The sequence below is a fragment of the Sphaerochaeta sp. genome (genome assembly GCF_050256055.1).
In the GTDB taxonomy this organism is placed as follows: Bacteria; Spirochaetota; Spirochaetia; order Sphaerochaetales; family Sphaerochaetaceae; genus Sphaerochaeta.
Window position 1 is genome coordinate 23,369 of sequence record NZ_JBFWIJ010000010.1, and the last position, 16,352, is coordinate 39,720.

Annotated in this window: 15 protein-coding genes; 4 read left to right on the top strand and 11 right to left on the bottom strand. The window is 51.9% G+C overall.

The features are described 5' to 3' along the window. Window positions 1-31 precede the first annotated feature (31 nt). The 3 genes from AB7C91_RS05695 to AB7C91_RS05705 are packed head-to-tail and all read right to left on the bottom strand — an operon-like array spanning window position 32 to window position 3,133. Window positions 32-1,003 carry an aldo/keto reductase gene (locus AB7C91_RS05695; RefSeq protein WP_428589789.1) on the bottom strand — a complete coding sequence of 324 codons (972 nt, stop codon included), beginning with the start codon at window positions 1,001-1,003 and terminating at the stop codon, window positions 32-34. Between the two features lie 17 nt (window positions 1,004-1,020). Continuing rightward, complete coding sequence (locus AB7C91_RS05700; protein ID WP_428589792.1) at window positions 1,021-1,944, bottom strand: ADP-ribosylglycohydrolase family protein; 924 nt, start codon at window positions 1,942-1,944, stop codon at window positions 1,021-1,023. A gap of 58 nt (window positions 1,945-2,002) precedes the next feature. Beyond that, on the bottom strand, window positions 2,003-3,133 hold the full coding sequence (locus tag AB7C91_RS05705; RefSeq protein WP_332447905.1) for an aldo/keto reductase: 1,131 nt from the start codon (window positions 3,131-3,133) through the stop codon (window positions 2,003-2,005). 212 nt (window positions 3,134-3,345) lie between these two features. Between AB7C91_RS05705 and AB7C91_RS05710 the strand changes: the two genes are divergently transcribed. Further along, the gene (locus AB7C91_RS05710; protein WP_332447904.1) at window positions 3,346-4,554 is read left to right on the top strand and encodes an MFS transporter; all 1,209 of its coding nucleotides are present in this window, start codon (window positions 3,346-3,348) and stop codon (window positions 4,552-4,554) included. Between the two features lie 46 nt (window positions 4,555-4,600). After that, the gene (locus AB7C91_RS05715; protein ID WP_332447903.1) at window positions 4,601-5,275 is read left to right on the top strand and encodes a lysophospholipid acyltransferase family protein; all 675 of its coding nucleotides are present in this window, start codon (window positions 4,601-4,603) and stop codon (window positions 5,273-5,275) included. Here AB7C91_RS05715 and AB7C91_RS05720 read toward each other — a convergent pair. From AB7C91_RS05720 to AB7C91_RS05730, 3 genes are read right to left on the bottom strand one after another with little or no spacing between them, the layout of a single operon-like run. Continuing rightward, entirely contained in the window at window positions 5,265-6,449 is a 1,185-nt protein-coding gene (locus tag AB7C91_RS05720; RefSeq protein WP_428589796.1) for a hypothetical protein, read from the bottom strand. The genes AB7C91_RS05715 and AB7C91_RS05720 overlap by 11 nt on opposite strands. Next, window positions 6,446-7,774 (bottom strand): MFS transporter, encoded by a 1,329-nt coding sequence (locus AB7C91_RS05725; RefSeq protein WP_428589900.1) that lies wholly within the window; start codon window positions 7,772-7,774, stop codon window positions 6,446-6,448. Before AB7C91_RS05725 ends, AB7C91_RS05720 begins: the two co-directional genes overlap by 4 nt. A gap of 57 nt (window positions 7,775-7,831) precedes the next feature. Then, on the bottom strand, window positions 7,832-9,034 hold the full coding sequence (locus AB7C91_RS05730) for a serpin family protein (RefSeq protein WP_428589799.1): 1,203 nt from the start codon (window positions 9,032-9,034) through the stop codon (window positions 7,832-7,834). A 131-nt stretch (window positions 9,035-9,165) separates the two neighbouring features. Here AB7C91_RS05730 and AB7C91_RS05735 point away from each other — a divergent pair, with 131 nt between their 5' ends. Continuing rightward, window positions 9,166-10,710 (top strand): 4Fe-4S binding protein, encoded by a 1,545-nt coding sequence (locus tag AB7C91_RS05735; RefSeq protein WP_332447900.1) that lies wholly within the window; start codon window positions 9,166-9,168, stop codon window positions 10,708-10,710. On the opposite strand, the gene AB7C91_RS05740 is transcribed toward AB7C91_RS05735, so the two are convergent. Then, entirely contained in the window at window positions 10,699-11,580 is an 882-nt protein-coding gene (locus AB7C91_RS05740; protein ID WP_332447899.1) for an AEC family transporter, read from the bottom strand. The genes AB7C91_RS05735 and AB7C91_RS05740 overlap by 12 nt on opposite strands. Before the next feature lie 51 nt (window positions 11,581-11,631). Further along, complete coding sequence (locus tag AB7C91_RS05745) at window positions 11,632-12,096, bottom strand: hypothetical protein (protein WP_332447898.1); 465 nt, start codon at window positions 12,094-12,096, stop codon at window positions 11,632-11,634. Window positions 12,097-12,221: 125 nt separating this feature from the next. Here AB7C91_RS05745 and AB7C91_RS05750 point away from each other — a divergent pair, with 125 nt between their 5' ends. Then, window positions 12,222-14,348, top strand: a complete 2,127-nt coding sequence (locus AB7C91_RS05750; RefSeq protein ID WP_428589803.1) for a putative bifunctional diguanylate cyclase/phosphodiesterase — start codon at window positions 12,222-12,224, stop codon at window positions 14,346-14,348. Here the strand turns inward: AB7C91_RS05750 and AB7C91_RS05755 are convergent. Genes AB7C91_RS05755 through AB7C91_RS05765 form a run of 3 tightly spaced genes read right to left on the bottom strand, consistent with a single transcriptional unit; the run spans window position 14,317 to window position 16,307 of the window. Next, window positions 14,317-14,610, bottom strand: a complete 294-nt coding sequence (locus AB7C91_RS05755; protein WP_428589806.1) for a hypothetical protein — start codon at window positions 14,608-14,610, stop codon at window positions 14,317-14,319. The genes AB7C91_RS05750 and AB7C91_RS05755 overlap by 32 nt on opposite strands. Next, the gene (locus AB7C91_RS05760) at window positions 14,607-15,554 is read right to left on the bottom strand and encodes an alpha/beta hydrolase fold domain-containing protein (protein WP_428589809.1); all 948 of its coding nucleotides are present in this window, start codon (window positions 15,552-15,554) and stop codon (window positions 14,607-14,609) included. Before AB7C91_RS05760 ends, AB7C91_RS05755 begins: the two co-directional genes overlap by 4 nt. A gap of 3 nt (window positions 15,555-15,557) precedes the next feature. Next, window positions 15,558-16,307: a CPBP family glutamic-type intramembrane protease gene (locus AB7C91_RS05765; RefSeq protein WP_428589812.1), complete on the bottom strand. Its 750-nt coding sequence runs from the start codon at window positions 16,305-16,307 to the stop codon at window positions 15,558-15,560. Window positions 16,308-16,352 lie beyond the last annotated feature (45 nt).

Genomic DNA, 16,352 nt, shown 5'->3' on the forward strand with positions numbered 1-16,352 from the left:
CCCTATCAGGGCCCTGGCTTGGGATATTGCTTCAGAATCGTTCTTCACTTCGGTCGGTTGCCACCGGTGGTGGAGGGCTGATATCGTCGATTGCTTTGAGCAAGGTGTCATCCGGCGTAAAGGAGATCGCGTTGAGGGATGGGGCAAGTTGCTGCGTGTTTGCTGCCCCGATGATCGGCGCTGTCACCGCTTGGTGGTGCATGACCCATGCAACAGCCAAGGTAGCCTCTGCTACTTGGTATCGCGTGCTCAAAACAGAAAACTCCTTTGCCAACCGCTCATAGAACATCCCGTTGTAGCGCATCTTGTATTTCTCATTTTCGACCAGGCGCCCTGCAGTGACCCCAAACCCATCCTTGTACTTGCCCGAAAGCAATCCTCCACCCAAAGGACTGTAGGTGATCACCCCCAGAGCTTCTTTCTGAGCCATCGGAAGCAACTCAACCTCAGCCTGCCGTTTGGCGATATTGTACATGGGTTGGATGCAGTGTATCGGCACCAAATTCTTCAGATAGCTTGTCCAGAGAAGTCGTTCCACCTGATACGCTGCATAGTTGCTCACCCCCAAGGCCAGGACTTTTCCTTCCTGCACGAAATTCTGAAGCGTCCGCAACAGCTCTTCCTCTGCGACCGTCGGGTCGAAGCCGTGGATGAAGAACAAGTCGACATAGTCGGTGCCCAGCCTTTTGAGGCTTCGCTCCAAGGAATGGCGCAGATTCTTGGCCGAGGAACCTCGGTCATTCACTTCATCCGACATAGGGCTGAAGGCTTTGGTCGTGATGACCACCTTGTCGCGTTCGCTGGCAATGCAGCGTCCCAGATATTCTTCTGCAATCCCTTTCTGATACACATTGGCACAGTCGAAGAAATTGATCCCCTGTTCTCTGCACATATGGTACATGGCCTGCGATTGCGCTTCGTCTGCACGAGATCCAAAGGACATGGTGCCGAAACAAAGTTGGGATACCTTGATGCCGGTTTTCCCCAATGACTTGTATTGCATGAATGCCTCCTTGAGAATCAGAGCTGCAGCAAATCCTTTGCCAAGGAAGCCGCCAGCTTTTCAATCTTGATGGTCTCCCGTTTGTAGAGCGTCTGTTTCTTGATCATGGTCTCGAGCGCAGGCGATGGGAAAATTTCGTCAATCCAACGCTCACTTATGCATGACGGTCCATCCAGAGCCGCCTTGAGAGCACCGTAGAGCGCACACGTCAGGCGGGCGTTCCCCCCATTCATGGCGATGGTGCTGATCCCCTCTTCGAAGGTTGTTTGGGCATGCAGCATCGCAAATACCGTCTGCAACAGCATCACTGTGGCATATGTTTGTTTTGTCGTACCGTGCGGCATTTTTGAGGTATGTAGATATGCCGTGTCTCCCAGTCCTTGCCTGCTCGCATATTTGTCCAGCATACGTACCAAGGAAGGAACATCCTCTGCTTCGTCTTTGAAAACGAGTGCGAATGCCTGGCTGATCAACAGGGAAGATTGCGTGCATACGTCATCTGAGCTGAACATCCCCGCTTCCTCGACCGCCGCTTTCTGCTGGATGCGCTCGCCGAACAGGAAGCCAAGCAATCCAACGATGGGAACGCGCGAGAGACTCCGGGTCTGATCACTATTGGAGGGTGCATCCTCCAACAGTTTGCCCACGAGCTCCCCATCCTCTCCCGCTTCCCTGCAATACTTCCGGTAGGCCGCTTTTGCATGGTCACGGTCATATGCCTTGTTGGAAAGTACGCTCATTCCAAGCAATACGCACAAGTCGCTGACATCACTGGTCATTCCCGAGAGAGAGCGCTCCTGTTCCAACGTATATACTTCAGTGAGTGATCCATTGCACAGCTCTTGAACTTTTTCGCTTTCCATCCCATCGGTTTGGCTTGCGAATCCATCCCCGACGAACCATCCCAACAATGCGGCGTATACGCGCGTCTGTGTATCCATTGCCTTTGTCGCTCCTCCGTTCACGATACACGAGCTTCCCAAAAAAGACGAGGCCCTCCTATCGTTTTGCCCCGGCCAATTCCGTCTGAGCTTTTTGCAGGTCGAATGGAATGTTGATATGCTGGGGGCACAAGGGGATGCAATGTCCACATTCGGTGCAGGAAGGTGGCCGTTTCTCCTGTTCCTTAGGATTTTCCCATTGGTTTTTAACCACCTGATAGGATTCAAACATGCGGAACTTGTTCCAAAGGGAAAAATTGCCGGGGATGTCGACACCGAACGGGCAGGGCATGCAATACTTGCATCCGGTGCACCCGTTGCCCACACGCTGGCGCATGGTTGAGCCGATCTGGGCAAGCGTCGTCTGTTCGGTTTCAGAAAGCGGTGTATACGCATCGAAGGTCTTCAAATTTTCCACCAGTTGCTCCATGGTCGACATTCCACTGAGAATCACCTTGACCTGGTCATGATCGGCGACCCACCGCAGCGCGTAGGATGCACTGGTCTGCCCGCGATCGAGTGCCTCCAGTTTGGCAGACAAATCGGGAGGGAGGTTTGCGAGCGCGCCCCCCTTGATGGGTTCCATTACTATGACCGGAATGCCGAGTCGTCTGCACAGTGCATACCCCTTGTCCCCAGCCTGTTCCTCGGTATCGAGGTAGTTGTACTGGATTTGGCAGAAGTCCCACTTCCGAGCGGTCGCTATATATTCGAAATCCTCATAGATTGAATGGAACGAAAATCCCAGGTGCTTGATCCTTCCCCGTTTCTGTTCTTCCTCGAGGTAGGAAACCACACCTAAATCCACCATTCTTACGAATGCTTTCTTGTCGATGGAATGGATCAGATAGAAATCGATGTAGGAATGTTCCAAACGTGCGAGCTGTTCGGAAAAAATCCGTTTTGCATCCGCAAGCGTACTTATCAGCCATTGGGGAAGCTTGGTTGCCAGCAGATACCTGGAACGAGGATAGCGTTTCAGAACGTGTCCGACGAAGGGTTCACTCTCGCCATTGTGATAGGGATAGGCGGTATCGAAATAGGTAACCCCCTGCTCATACGCATGCACCATCATAGCTTCGGCACGGCCCCTGTCTATGTTCCCTTCGGCATCGAGCGGCAATCGCATGGCTCCGAACCCGAGCAACGAGGTCTTGGTATCAAGGTTTTCGAAATAGCGTGTTTCCATAAATGCGTCCCTCCAGAAAACAATACCTAGTACCTTACCATACTTTCTTCGGTTTGGGGAAATGAACTGAAAGGGCGTAGGATACTGAGGAATGCGCACAACGGTTGGGTACAAATGGCATGAAAATCCAATTTAACTGAAGACAAATTTTTCTATACACTTGTTCAGTCTGAAAAAGATGCGTATGATACAAAAGATTGTGGGGAGAGCACATGTCGCAAAAACGCTATACACGGAATATTGGTTTGTCCTATGCCTTCACCACGCTGATGAATCTTTCCTTCACGCATGGCATCTGGATGATCTTTCTTGCTTCACGCGGTTTTTCCTTGTTGCAGTTGGGTGCTTTGGAGGCAATATTCCACGTCACCTCCTTTTTGATGGAGGTTCCCACCGGATCGGTGGCCGATATCTGGGGACGCAAGGCAAGCAGGATAGCCGGTCGGATCAGCTTCAGTCTCAGCTTGGTACTTATGTATTTCGGTTCAAGCTTCCCCGTCCAGATCCTATCCTTTATCTTCAGTGCATTAGGGTATAACCTTGAATCAGGAGCGGGCGAGGCCTTGTTGTTCGATTCCCTGCTGCTCGACCGAGCGGAGGAGCGGTATCTGCAGATCAAAGGTAAGGACGAGCTGTTCTACCAAGTCAGTAACATCCTTTCCTTTCTTCTGGGTGGATATCTGGCGAGCTGCAATTACCTGTTTGCATTCGGCCTGACCATTCTGACCAACATTCTGGCGTTCACTGTCGCGCTGTTTTTCCGGGAGCCTGCCATTGAACGGACACAACGCCTCGTATTGTCCGGTTATGGAGCTCGAATTCTCGCCTCCATAGCTGCGCAGATACAGGGAAGCCTGGCGACCGTGCGAAAGAGTCCAAGCATCGCCTACTTGATCATCTTCAGTGAATCGCTGTTTGCGTTCATGATCTGTCTGTTCTTTTATCTTCAGAACCATTGGACCAATCTTGGGTTCACCCCCACCGATATCGGCGTGGTGTTTTCCCTGCATGCCGCCTTGGCCGCGTTGGTTTCGGTCAACGCCCAACGCCTTGAGCGTCTTTTGACCCAGACAGGGATTCTCGTCATTTGTCCACTGTTGTTGCTCTGCACATTGTGGGGAGTTGCTCTCAGTCCGTATTCACGTTCATTCTATGTATTCAGCGGTGTTCTGGAAGGCTTGTTGGCACCCACCATTTCCACGTACCTGAATCATCTGATCCCTTCATCCTTGCGTTCGACGATCCTCAGTTTCCAAAGTATGGTCTATAGTCTCTTCATGATTCTTATATTTCCCATCGTGGGGTATATCGGTTCGGTCGCCTCATTGCCGTTTGCCTTCACCCTGCTTGCCGTTTTTGCTTCCCTCCTGACTGCATCCTATCTGGTACAACTGGCGCGGCAGAAAAGAAAGCGCAGGTGAGGTCGGCCTGCTTGGCAGGTTCAGGCCGCTCTGGTATCATAATCCAATGAACATCGCAAAACCCATAATCAATGTATTGCTCAGAACCTACTTTCGCTTGTTTTTCCGTATTGATCGCAGCGAGCTGAAAAACGTTCCGACTACCGGTCCCTTGTTGATGATGGTCAACCATACATCAAACCTGGAAGGTCCCATGCTGTATGCCTTTTTGCAACCGCGCAATATGCGGGCCATCGCCAAACAGGAACTCTGGGATCATCGGTTCATGGCATATTTGATGAATCTATGGGGAAGTATTCCCGTAGATCGGCAGAATATGGGCCGTAGTACCATGGATGCCTGTTTCAAGGTTCTGGATGATGGGGCGATTCTGGCCATAGCCCCCGAGGGAACCCGCAGCAAGGACGGCACGCTCCAGCAAGGCAAAGGGGGGATTGCATTCATCGCCCATAAAAAAGACGCCCCGATGATCAGCGTTGCGGTGATGGGATTTGAACAGTACAAGCACAACATCAGGCGCTTACGACGAACGAAAATCACCATCCGGGTCGGAGAATGCTTTGAGATCATCCAGAAGGGCGGGCGGATCGATGCCGATACCCGTCAGGCTTTGGCTGACGAGATCATGCTTCGTCTTGCCTCGCTCATGCCTGAGGAAAAACGTGGGTTCTATCAGGGTACTCCCATTTCCTTCCATTTGACGCAGACCGTCACATCCTAGATTCAAGCGCTTCACTGGTTTCCTGTAAACCGAGTGCAACCTGTTGTTGGATGAACTGGATCCTCTCTTTTCTGCTGAGTTCAGGCCTTACTATTGTTCTGAGCCGGATCGGTTCTCCTGCCAAGAGGAAGGCTTGTTTGTGTTTGGGTGAATACCGAGTGTTGATCGACCCTCCATCCAGGCGATTAAGTACATCTAAAAGGTTCAGAACCACTTCCTTTTCCCTGATTTCCCGATTACCCGCAAGCAGGTAGGAGGGATTGATGTACTCAAGGACATCGACCGTCTGGGCATACTGCAAATACTGAAGGGCGCTTTGCTGTTTCCCCCTGTCGGGATGCTCGGTGAACAAGGCGTCTTCACCGGCAAAGCGAAGACGAAACAGCCGATCCAAGATGGATCCCTCATGATCTTCCAAACCTGCCTCATGCTCACCGAGTCTCAACAATTTGGCACAAAGATCGTCACGTTTCTCGGCATAGCTGCCATGTGTCCGACATTCCAGATGGAAGTGCGATGCTACCACATCCAAGGTCGACCAACAGGCTTGGTCGAGGGGGTGTTCCCCCTGAAGTGTCATCCCGCTTTTCTGCTCCCAAGCATGCAACAACGATGTGAGGGGCTCGGGATATCGGTATGCAATGGCGATTGGGAGTATGGTTGCTTCCTGTTTCGTCTGCAACGCCCATTCAGCAAGATTCGCCACACCCGACTGCAGCACATCAGTCTGGAACATGTGGTAGGTGACCTGCCCTTCGGGGGCGAGGGCGATCGGGAACCGTCCGTTTTGCATTTCCTTGCGGAGCAGGCGCATGCCGTTGGTGTTGGAATGTCGGTTCTGGATGGCGACGAACCCCAGGCGGGGAAAGAGGAAACGGGTACTGCGTCCCGCCCAATTCAACACATCCCTTCCATATAAAAAACGCAGGTGCTGGCCCTTGCTCCCGAGTAAAAGGGCAGGGGCATCTTCCTTCGCCGTATGGCGGAATGCAATGATCAGATTTTGTTTTCCGGTCCGAAACGCTTCGGTTTCCGCCTTGAGCACCGCTTCGTCAAGCATGGTCAGTACATCGATTCCCAAGGCGAATCGGAGATAGAGCCTCCCGAAAAGACGGGCAAGCTTCTCAACCAAGGGGTTGTACTTGGGTGGGGGAAACCTTCGGTCCTGACTCATACCGAAACCCGCTCATCAAGCAATTTTTCATAATACGCCTTGTCGATCGGGTAGTGGCGCAGAATCCACAATCCTACAATATACCAAAGCAACGGCAGTGGACCGCAAAGCAGGATGATCCCGATTTTTGCAAGCGGGCCGACCGAACTGCTCTGATATCCGAAAAGAGCAAGGATCCAACCGTTGAGAGCCAATGCAAAGGCTTGGCCGAGCTTGCTGGAGAACGTCCAAAGACTGGAGAACACGCCTTCGCGACGACCCCGCTTCTGTTTGATCGCATCGTACTCGACGATATCCGGAAGGATTGCATGCGGCATGACATAGTGGGTGGAAAGACCGATGCCGGCAAGCCCCATGACCACCACGCCATAGATCGGACCAAGCTTTGCTCCCAACAGACTGAAGAGCAAGACTGCTACAGCCATGATTGACATACCGATCATGTAACAGCGCTTCTTGCCGATACGACCGGCGATGCGCACCCAAAGTGGGATGAAGAGCAGACTGAAGGACAAAAGCGCCACCAAGGCAAGTTGGAAAAGTCCTTCGTTTCCGAAGATATAGGCAAAATAATATACCAAGGCACCTTGGACCATCGAAGTTCCGGTGATGAAGAACGTCCAGGGAAGCAGAGCGGAGAGAAAGACCTTGTCCTTGAGCACCTCAGAGAATGTGGAAAAGAATCCGTTCTGTACGACAAAGGCATGATGCTCCGGTTCCTTGATCGCATACACGGTAGCCAAGGTGGAGAACAACATGACAGAACCCATGAACGTGCCCATCATCGACCATCCCATTGTCTGGGAAGAGAACAGTGAGATGATCGGCATGACCAATGCCGCCCCGATGAATGTTCCGACCACGGCGAAACTCATCCGATATCCGGTAAGAATGGTCCGCTGGTGGTAATCCTCCGTCAGTTCAGGCAAAAGGGCTGCATAGGGAATGTTCACCAAGGTATAGGCGGTATTCAGCAAACAATAGACGAACGTAACGTATATGAACAATAAAAGTTGGGTACTCAGGTGGATCGGGGTGAAGATGAGTGTCATACAGAAGAAGGAGATGATCGCACCAACGAACATGTAGGGGCGTCTGCGTCCCCATTTGGAATGCGTGCGGTCGCTGACATATCCGGTGATCGGATCGGTTATGGCATCCCAGACCTTTCCGATCATCAACGCGGTTCCTGCCAAAGCAGGCAGCAATCCGACGACATCGGTGAAGTAATAGAGCAAGTAGAATCCCATGATCGTGAAAAAAAGGTTTCCTCCCAAGTCCCCGATGCCGAAGCCGAACTTGGTTCGTTTGGTTAGGTGTGTGATATGCTGCCTCCTTGTTGCCTAGAGTGTACTGTACGGCGATCGGGTTCTCAACAAGAATCAAACGAGCGGGTTGTACAACGCCCCGATGAAAAGCGGAATAGTTTGTTTGGTATCGAAGAGGACGAACAGGAAGGGTCGATCGAAAACCAGAGCAAGGGAAGGTGGTTCTGCAATGCTGGTTGCACGCATACCCACTACGGTGACGGCGGCGGCTTCTGTTCCCGCTTCGTCCACCTTGATATAGGTTTTGTGCAGCACCTCATCGATGAAGACCTGCTGGTCCTGATCAGCGAGCATCCTGGAAAAATCCGCTGCTTCCGAAGAAAAACAGCGAATCATGCCCAACCTCCCCAGATCCTTGACCAGACTCGTTTCATATCGGCTGGCAAAGGTTGGAATGCTGAGCGAAAGATGGGTGCGCTTCGTCGAGGAAAGGGTTTGCAACATTACCGTGCTTGCTGAAGGATGCTTCTCCAGCCATTGGTTGAGTGTCTGTGTTTCATCAACCAACAACAAAGCCATGACGATTCGATCATCTTTGTAGGGCAGTACCACCAGAGACGCATCATCCAATCTTGTGTATTGGATATACGCATCCTTGTTGAGGAAGGACGTGTGTGTATCGGCATACGGAGTATGAAACACCCCTTGTTTGGTGGACCGAGCATCGAAGGGGGAAAGCCAGTCATCCTTGAAGCTGAACACATTCACCAAAAAAAGCACCATCTCAGGTCGAACAGCATCGATGACGGCATCGATGGCGCCGCCGCTTGCTTCTTTGACCCAGCTGTTGATGGTCTTGCTGTTCTCCGGCTTAGAAAAGTCAAGGTTGGTGATGCGAGCCTGATAGGATTGCTCCATCGATGTTTGGAACATCGATGCGAGACGGTACCGGTCGTTCACCCACAGACTGTCGGCTATCCGAACCGAACGGGGAAGGTTGTCCAGATACCACGTGCCGGCTTCATTAAGTTGATCCAGGGAGAGCCTGCCGTCGGTCAATACCGATACCATCTCGGCCTTGGTTTTTCCCGTTGCGCCGTTGGCAGCCATCGATAGGGCCAGCAGCGCCGAGGGGGGACAGAGCATCCGGTTCTCTTCCCGGCCGGTTTCCACGGAAAAGAGGGCATCGGCGAAGGTTTGCACCGTTTGCGAAAAATCTTCCTCCGTCCAAGGCTTTTCGGTTTGTTCGACGATGGGCATGGCACCCAAAAACGAGGAGACCAAACAAAGCATGATGCAAACAGTAGAGATGCGCATCGCTGCCTCCATTTTCTTGCAGTGTAGCATATAGGTTGCTGTTCTCATATGTTTTATGCATTCTGAAGCTAAGCTTCACATGATTCACACACCTCGCTTCTAGTCTTTGCCTATCTATGAGGAGAGGAATCATGAAGATTCAGAAACACAAGCGCACTCGCGTCCGGTCCATTGTTCAGACCGTGTTCTTTCTTTGGGTGGTTGCAGTCGTCCTGCTCAGTGAGGCGGTGGAAAACGGCTACGATATTCCCTTCATTGCGGAAAGCGTGTCATTGCATGCCATCTGTCCGTTCGGTGGGGTGGTGACTTTGTACAATCTCATCAAGGACGGAATCATGGTCAAGAAAATCCATGATTCAGCGGTGGTACTTGCCGGCTTGGGCGTCGTGCTCGCGGTATTCTTCGGACCGGTGTTTTGTGGATGGATCTGTCCCTTCGGGACGTTCCAGGAGTGGGTGGGTCGCTTGGGGAAAAAGTTGTTCAAGCGTCGGTACAACACCTTTGTGCCCAAGAAGCTCGATGTGGTATTGCGGTATCTGCGCTACGTCGTCCTGGCTTGGGTCCTGGTCATGACCGCCTTGTCCCTGACCTTGGTGTTTGAACCCTATGATCCCTATTACGCCCTGTTCTCCATCCTTCGCAACGAAGTTTCCGTTTCCGGACTCATCATTCTGGGCATCGTAGTGTTGCTAACCTTGTTCGTGGAACGCCCGTTCTGTAAGTATGCCTGCCCATATGGTGCATTTCTTGGAATCTTCAACAAGTTCAGAATCTTCAGAATCAGACGTGCAGAACAGACCTGCATCCATTGTTCCGCCTGCGACCGCGCCTGCCCGATGAACATCGAAGTCTCTTCGAAGCATGTGGTGTCTTCCCATCAATGTATTTCCTGCATGCAGTGCACCAGCGAACAAGCTTGTCCCGTAGCAGAGACGGTGGTGACCGGTTTCTCCCAAAAGCGCAGACCCATCCGTCCCAGGACGATCGGATTGCTTGCCATCGGCATTCTGGCAGCGGGAATCCTGCTTTCGGTGGCGTTAGGATGGTGGAAAACGACCTCGTCCAAGGTACCCGCACGCATCAGTGAAGGCGAATTCGCCGGGTACAGCAACCCAGCGGATATCCGAGGTTCCTACACGTACAACGATATTTCCGAAGCTTTCCCGGTGTCGTCTGCAATCTTGGTACAGGCCTTCGGTGCTGCAGATGGGTCTGAGCAGGTGAAGTCCCTTGAGGAGCGGTATCTTTCCGTCATTCCAGAGGGTACGGAGCTTGGAACGGATTCGGTACGCCTGTTCGTTGCGTTGTATACCGGTCTTCCCTATGAAACGGAAGAGGGCACCTTGCTTCCCCAAAGTGCCATTGTGGTACTCAAGGCAGAGGGGAAAACGACCGATCCACGCTTTGCGGTATTGCAGGACCATGCCGTCAGCCTTTCGGATACCCCTGTTGCGGTCCCCACCGTCAGGGATGAGGAAACAACGGGAACCTTTACCGTTACCGGAAAGAGTACATTCAAGGAATTGCTGGATGCAGGGTATGCGAAGGAGGATTTGGAAGCATTGGTCGGCCCTATCCCCAGTACGGCTGCCGTAGTGAAAACGATCGTCGAGTCAAAAGGATTGAGTTTCTCCGAGATCAAAGCGGCAATTTCCGCCCTTCCGTTACACCGCTAGCATGAACGAAAGGGGAATCGTCAGGATTCCCAGCAGGGTGGAGGTGATGACCATCGTGCTGGCAAAGGTATTGGATCGTCCATAACGCAAGGGAAGGACGCTGGTGAAGACAGCCGAAGGCAATGCGGCTGCAACGATGACCACCGTCCTGACCAAGCCTTCCAACCCAAACAGGGTGGCGACCAGGAAGCCGATACCAAAACCCCCTGCAAACCGAACCAGCAATGCACCTGCCAGATGCCGATCGAAGGAGAATTGCACCGAGTGCAAGGACAGTCCCAATACGAAGGCTGCCAATGGCGAGGCTGCTTCTCCTGCGAAACGAAAACTGGTTGAAAGGGCGGTGGGAATAGGGAGTTGGGTGAAATGGATGATGAATCCTGCTGCCACGGCCCAAAGGATGGGGGAGCGGACCATTGCCTGCATTGCCTGTCGATGTAAGCCTCCGGTAATGACCAGCACCCCGAGGGTGAACATGAAAATTCCTTGGATCTGGTCAAAGATGAGAATGAGGTTCATCGCTTCACTGCCTCCATATAGCTGCATGAGGGGGATGCCCAAAAAACCTGAGTTCATGAAAACCAGGGCAGGCACTGTATCGGATATGGGTTGTTTTGCCGCCTGAGCCCAGAGCAAGGCCAAGACGAACAAGGAAAGACAGACCAATGCGGAAGCTTTTGCCATGGAGCCGATGGACGTGAGGTTCAGCTCGCTTTCGGCAAGGGAGATGAAGATCAGGGCGGGCATGAAGAAGTCGGCGACGATGGGCACGACCTGCTCGGATCCGACTACTTTCTTGCTACCGGCGATATAACCGGCAAGGATGACCAAAAGGATGGGGAGCATTTGGGAAAATGAGGTGAGGATCATGGTGGCAACTATAGGCGAAAGGACGGTACAGCTCAAGCTTCTCTCCCTTCGTCAAGGTCCGGTTTCATAGAAATCCTTCAATTCCGCCGAATATTCGGTATAATCCACTGCATCGATGGTGAACACCGGATAGGTCGCCTTAGTCCCAATGCGCACCATCTCCCAAGAGACATGATGGGTTGTGCCTCCTTCACCCTCTCTGATGGATATATCCATCGTTCCGGTTTCGACCAAACCTGAGGTGCTTGAAAAGGTCATGCGGTCGGACCCGTCCCAGTACCTTCCATCAGGCATGAGGATCCCATTGTTGGTGAAACAAACAGGTCGGATCCCGTCTCTCGTGATGGTGAAGGTTCCTTCCTGTTGCTGGTTCGCCTCGGTTGCATCCTTGATTGCTCCATAGGTTGTCAGAATCTGTCGGACAAGCAGTTGCTGGTCGGATAACGGATACACCAGGTTGCAGGCAGATGAAAGATACAGGAAGCACATCACGAACAAACCGGCAAGTGTACGCATACAGGCCGCCTGAGTGCAGTATACTCCAGACGTGCTCTGATCGTGTACGAAAATTCCTACAGCTTCTTGATTCCTTTTTCTGTTCGGATATACTAAGCATACAGCCTCATCTGATTAGGAGCATCATGCGAAAAAGACACTCTTCCTTAGGATGGAAGCTACAACAAACCAGCAATCGCCATTCGATGGCTTTCCGCATGGTTATGCTTGCCCTCCCGATCCTGGTTTTGGTCAGTGTTGCTTTCGTGTTGTTCTATGTCCGGTTGGAATCCTTGCTTGATCAGGAAAAGCAAGCGCAATATCAGCGGCAGGCACAGGAATATGCGCACCTGATTAAAAGCCAGATCGAACTGGACGGGAATACCCTTGCGCTCTTGGCAAATTCCCTGAAACATTTTTCCAGTGAACAAACGAAGAACCTGCTCGCTGGCTTGGATGCACCGAGATTGCATGTGTGTTTTTCCGAAGCACAAGATGCTTCTCTGTTTGCCGTAAAGGATGGTACTGTCATCCAATCACATTCCATTGTTTTCTCTGATGGGAAGCAGGGATGCCTCCAGATCATCACCCCGGTTACGACCTACCATGCGTTCTTCGATTTCCCGGAGTCAGAACCCAGGCGATTGATATGGACTGATGAACAAGGCAATATCCTCTGGAATTATGAGAAAGGAATCCGATCATTCGCGTTCTCAACCCTCGATGATGTATTGCCGTTGTGGCAACAAAAACGGCAGAGTGGGGGCCTCATCACCAGTTCAGCGTCCTATATGGCGCTCGCTGAACTGGGAGGGGGATATGGGTATTTGGTATTGGAAAGCGAGGATGGATTGTTGCAGAAGGCGTATCTGACCATTTTGCAGGCATCGCTCACTTTGGCTGTCTTGGTTTCCCTGCTGCTGCTCACCCTACTTTTCTATCTCTTGTATCGCGATCATCAATATGAACAATCCTTGATGAAACTTGCGTTCCGTGACGAATTGACCGGGCTGCCGAACAAGAACCTCTTCATCAAGGAGGCGCACAAATTGCTCGATCGTGCCCGCAGTCCCTATGCGGTCATTGTAATGGATATCGGAAAATTCAAGCTGATCAACGACCACTTCGGCTATTCTTTCGGCGATTCCTTGCTTCTGTATTGTGCCAAGGTGCTTCCCCGCTATACAACCAAGGACGGCATCTGTGCCCGGTTTTCCGGGGACAAGTTCCTGCTGCTGGTCAGTTATCGGGAGAAGGAGGTTCTGGAACGCAGGATGGATATCATCCTGGCCGAATTGAAACGCTTCACCTTCCCCGGTTCATCTCCCTTCCAACTGGATATTCTGGTGGGAGTCTCCTTGATTAATGGGGAACAGAGTTCCATCGAAGCTGCGATCGACCACTCGCTGTTTGCCCTCTCGGCTCTCAAGGAGCATCCTGATGTCTCCTATTTGTATTATGACGATGTGTTGAAACAGCAGCTACTGGAGGAAAGTGAATTGGAGAAGGTATTCTCCCTGGCATTGTCCAGAGGAGAGTTCTTCATACTCCTGCAACCCAAATACTCCTTGGCCACCAAGCATTTGGTCGGAGCCGAAGCACTGGTACGCTGGAACCATCCGACCAAAGGATTGCTTCCGCCATCCCAATTCATCCCGCTGTTGGAGAAGCACAATTTGTTGGTTGCCTTGGATATGTTCGTGCTGGAGCAAGTCTGCAAACTGTTTGTGCGATGGAAACAGGAAGGCAAACCGCTTTTGCCGATATCGGTGAATCAATCGCGTTCGCATCTCTTCAACGCCCATTATGAAAACACCTTGGTCCAGTTGGTCGACCGATATCAGATCCCCCATCATCTGATGGAGTTTGAATTGACGGAAAGTCTGTTCATGCATGATGTCAAACACCTTTCCCGGGTGCTCGCTTCCTTGCGTCGGCAATCCTTTTTGGTCTCCCTTGATGATTTTGGATCAGGCTATTCGTCCCTTGCAATGCTCAAGGATGTGAAGATTGATGTGATCAAGATGGACCAAGGCTTCTTGGTGGGAACCGATGCACGGGATCAAGGGATGCGGGTGGTAAAGCACGTCATTGCCTTGGCCAAGGATCTGGGGATTACCACGGTCGCAGAAGGGGTGGAAACACAACAACAGGTTGATATGCTCGCTTCGTTTGGGTGTGACGTGGTGCAAGGATTCTTTTTCAGTCAGCCGTTGAGTATAGCCCACTACGAAGAGTTGCTTATCGACGACCGCCCCCGGTGTTTTTCCTGACCAGGGAAATGGTACCGAATCCACTGATGATGGCGATGTAGAACCCGAATTCATACCACCATCCGGTATTGTTGACTTCGTAGATCCTGATCGTCGGGTCGAAAAGACGGCCGATCAGAGCTATGGGAGCAATCCACCCATGCCAGATGCCGAGTAAAAACCCCGCCGGGTGATCGCTGTTCTCGACGACGGTGGCAAAACAGGAAGTGAGCAAAAACAGACTGACCGTAACCAACAGTATCACCGAACGTTTTGATTTCATGGGGTACCTCCTAAGATTGCGGCAACGCGCATCCGAACCCGTTTGGCTTCAGGGATCGGAAAAATCGGATAGTCATGGTTCATTCGTTTCCCTTCATGATATTCAATGGACAAGCCTTCCTTCCTGGCGCGGGAGAGGAGTATCCTGGCATCCGAAAGAAAGAGTTCATGGGTTCCCACGAATAAAGTAACCGGACAGAGACCGGCAAGTGGCCCGAACAGAGGGCTGACCCTTGGGTCACGTTCCGGAGTCGCTCCTCTCCATGCCTTGCCGTATTCGATCAAGGATTCCTTGTTGAGCATGGGGTCCCGTGCTTGCAGGTAGGAAACCGAAGGATTGGACAGTGAGATGTCCAGCCATGGAGAGAAAAGCAGCAACTGTTCAGGCAACGGCGATTGCTGCACCAACAGGTGTTGGGCGAGGCCGAGGGCAAGACCGCCTCCTGCAGAATCGCCGGCAAGCAGCAACCTGTTTTTCTGAAAGGCTTGCAAATGCCGGACAAGCAGGGCGAACACCTCCTCTACCTGGTGATCCGGAGCCTTGGGATAGATCGGTACGACGATGCGGCAGGGATACAGACGAAGCAGTCTGGTAAGGAACACCCAATGGGCGAGCGAGGGTTGCTCGACGTACGCACCGCCATGGAGGAAATACAGCACCGTATCCGATTGCTTAGGCCCCAACGTGAACACCTGCATTGCTTCAAACATGGATTCCTGTATTTGCCAGAGTTGTTCCAACCCCGGAGGAAGGGTATAGGTCCTGCGGTTTATCTCGCTGAGTTCTTCCAGACTCTTGTGGGTGGGAACCAGGCTTTGCTTGATCCTCAGCTCAAGCAGTTGTTCTGCAAAAAAACTGGACAAGCTCCGCTCCTGTTTTGTACGGATGAACCGGGCAAAACAGAAAAGAGGCAGAAGACTAAGCACCAATGCCAACCATTCCATAGGCTAGAGTATCAACAAATAGAGAATGACCTGGTTGAACAGGTGGGTCGATGCGTGGGCCACCATTGCATAGTGGAGACCTTTCTTGATGTAGAGCATCCCGAAAAGATACCCCAACACCCCGTTGAGCACGAACGAACGGAGGATGAGCAACCCGGTCAGAGATCCGAACGCAGCCTTGGTCGCCGGCAGATGACCGAGCGCAAAAAAGGCGGCTGCGAGGATATTGGCAGTGACATAGAAAATCGGGGTGATCGGAAGATTGCGTTTGGTCCGTCTGAACAGCAGGTCGAGGATGAATACCAGTAGGGATAAAAAGAAAAGCCTGAGCATAATCTCTTCGAGGATGCCGCCGTACAGCATGGCGAACAATAACGAAACTGGATTGAATGGGGCGTTTTCATATGCTTGCTGCACCTGTGGAATGTACGGGGCGAACACATAGTAATCACTTGCCATGATGACGGCACAGACCAGACCGACGGTCAGCGCGACGATGATATCGTGTTTCTCAAAATGAAACGGTTTGTATACATGCACCCGCTCACTGAGCAAATACCCGAAATAGGCCAGTACGACCGAATATACGACGCCGATTTGTACGATGGAGAGTAGAATGAGCAACCAGGGAGCCATGTCCATCCCGGCTTGCTTCAGCGCATTGATGTTCGAAAGTGAAAGGTAGAGGGCACATACCAAGCCAATGGGAAAGAATGCAAGCGCAAACCGAATTGCTTTGGGATGCAGTTTCATAGTTGACTCCTTACCTGCGACTCTACAACGTGGTTGTGCTTCATA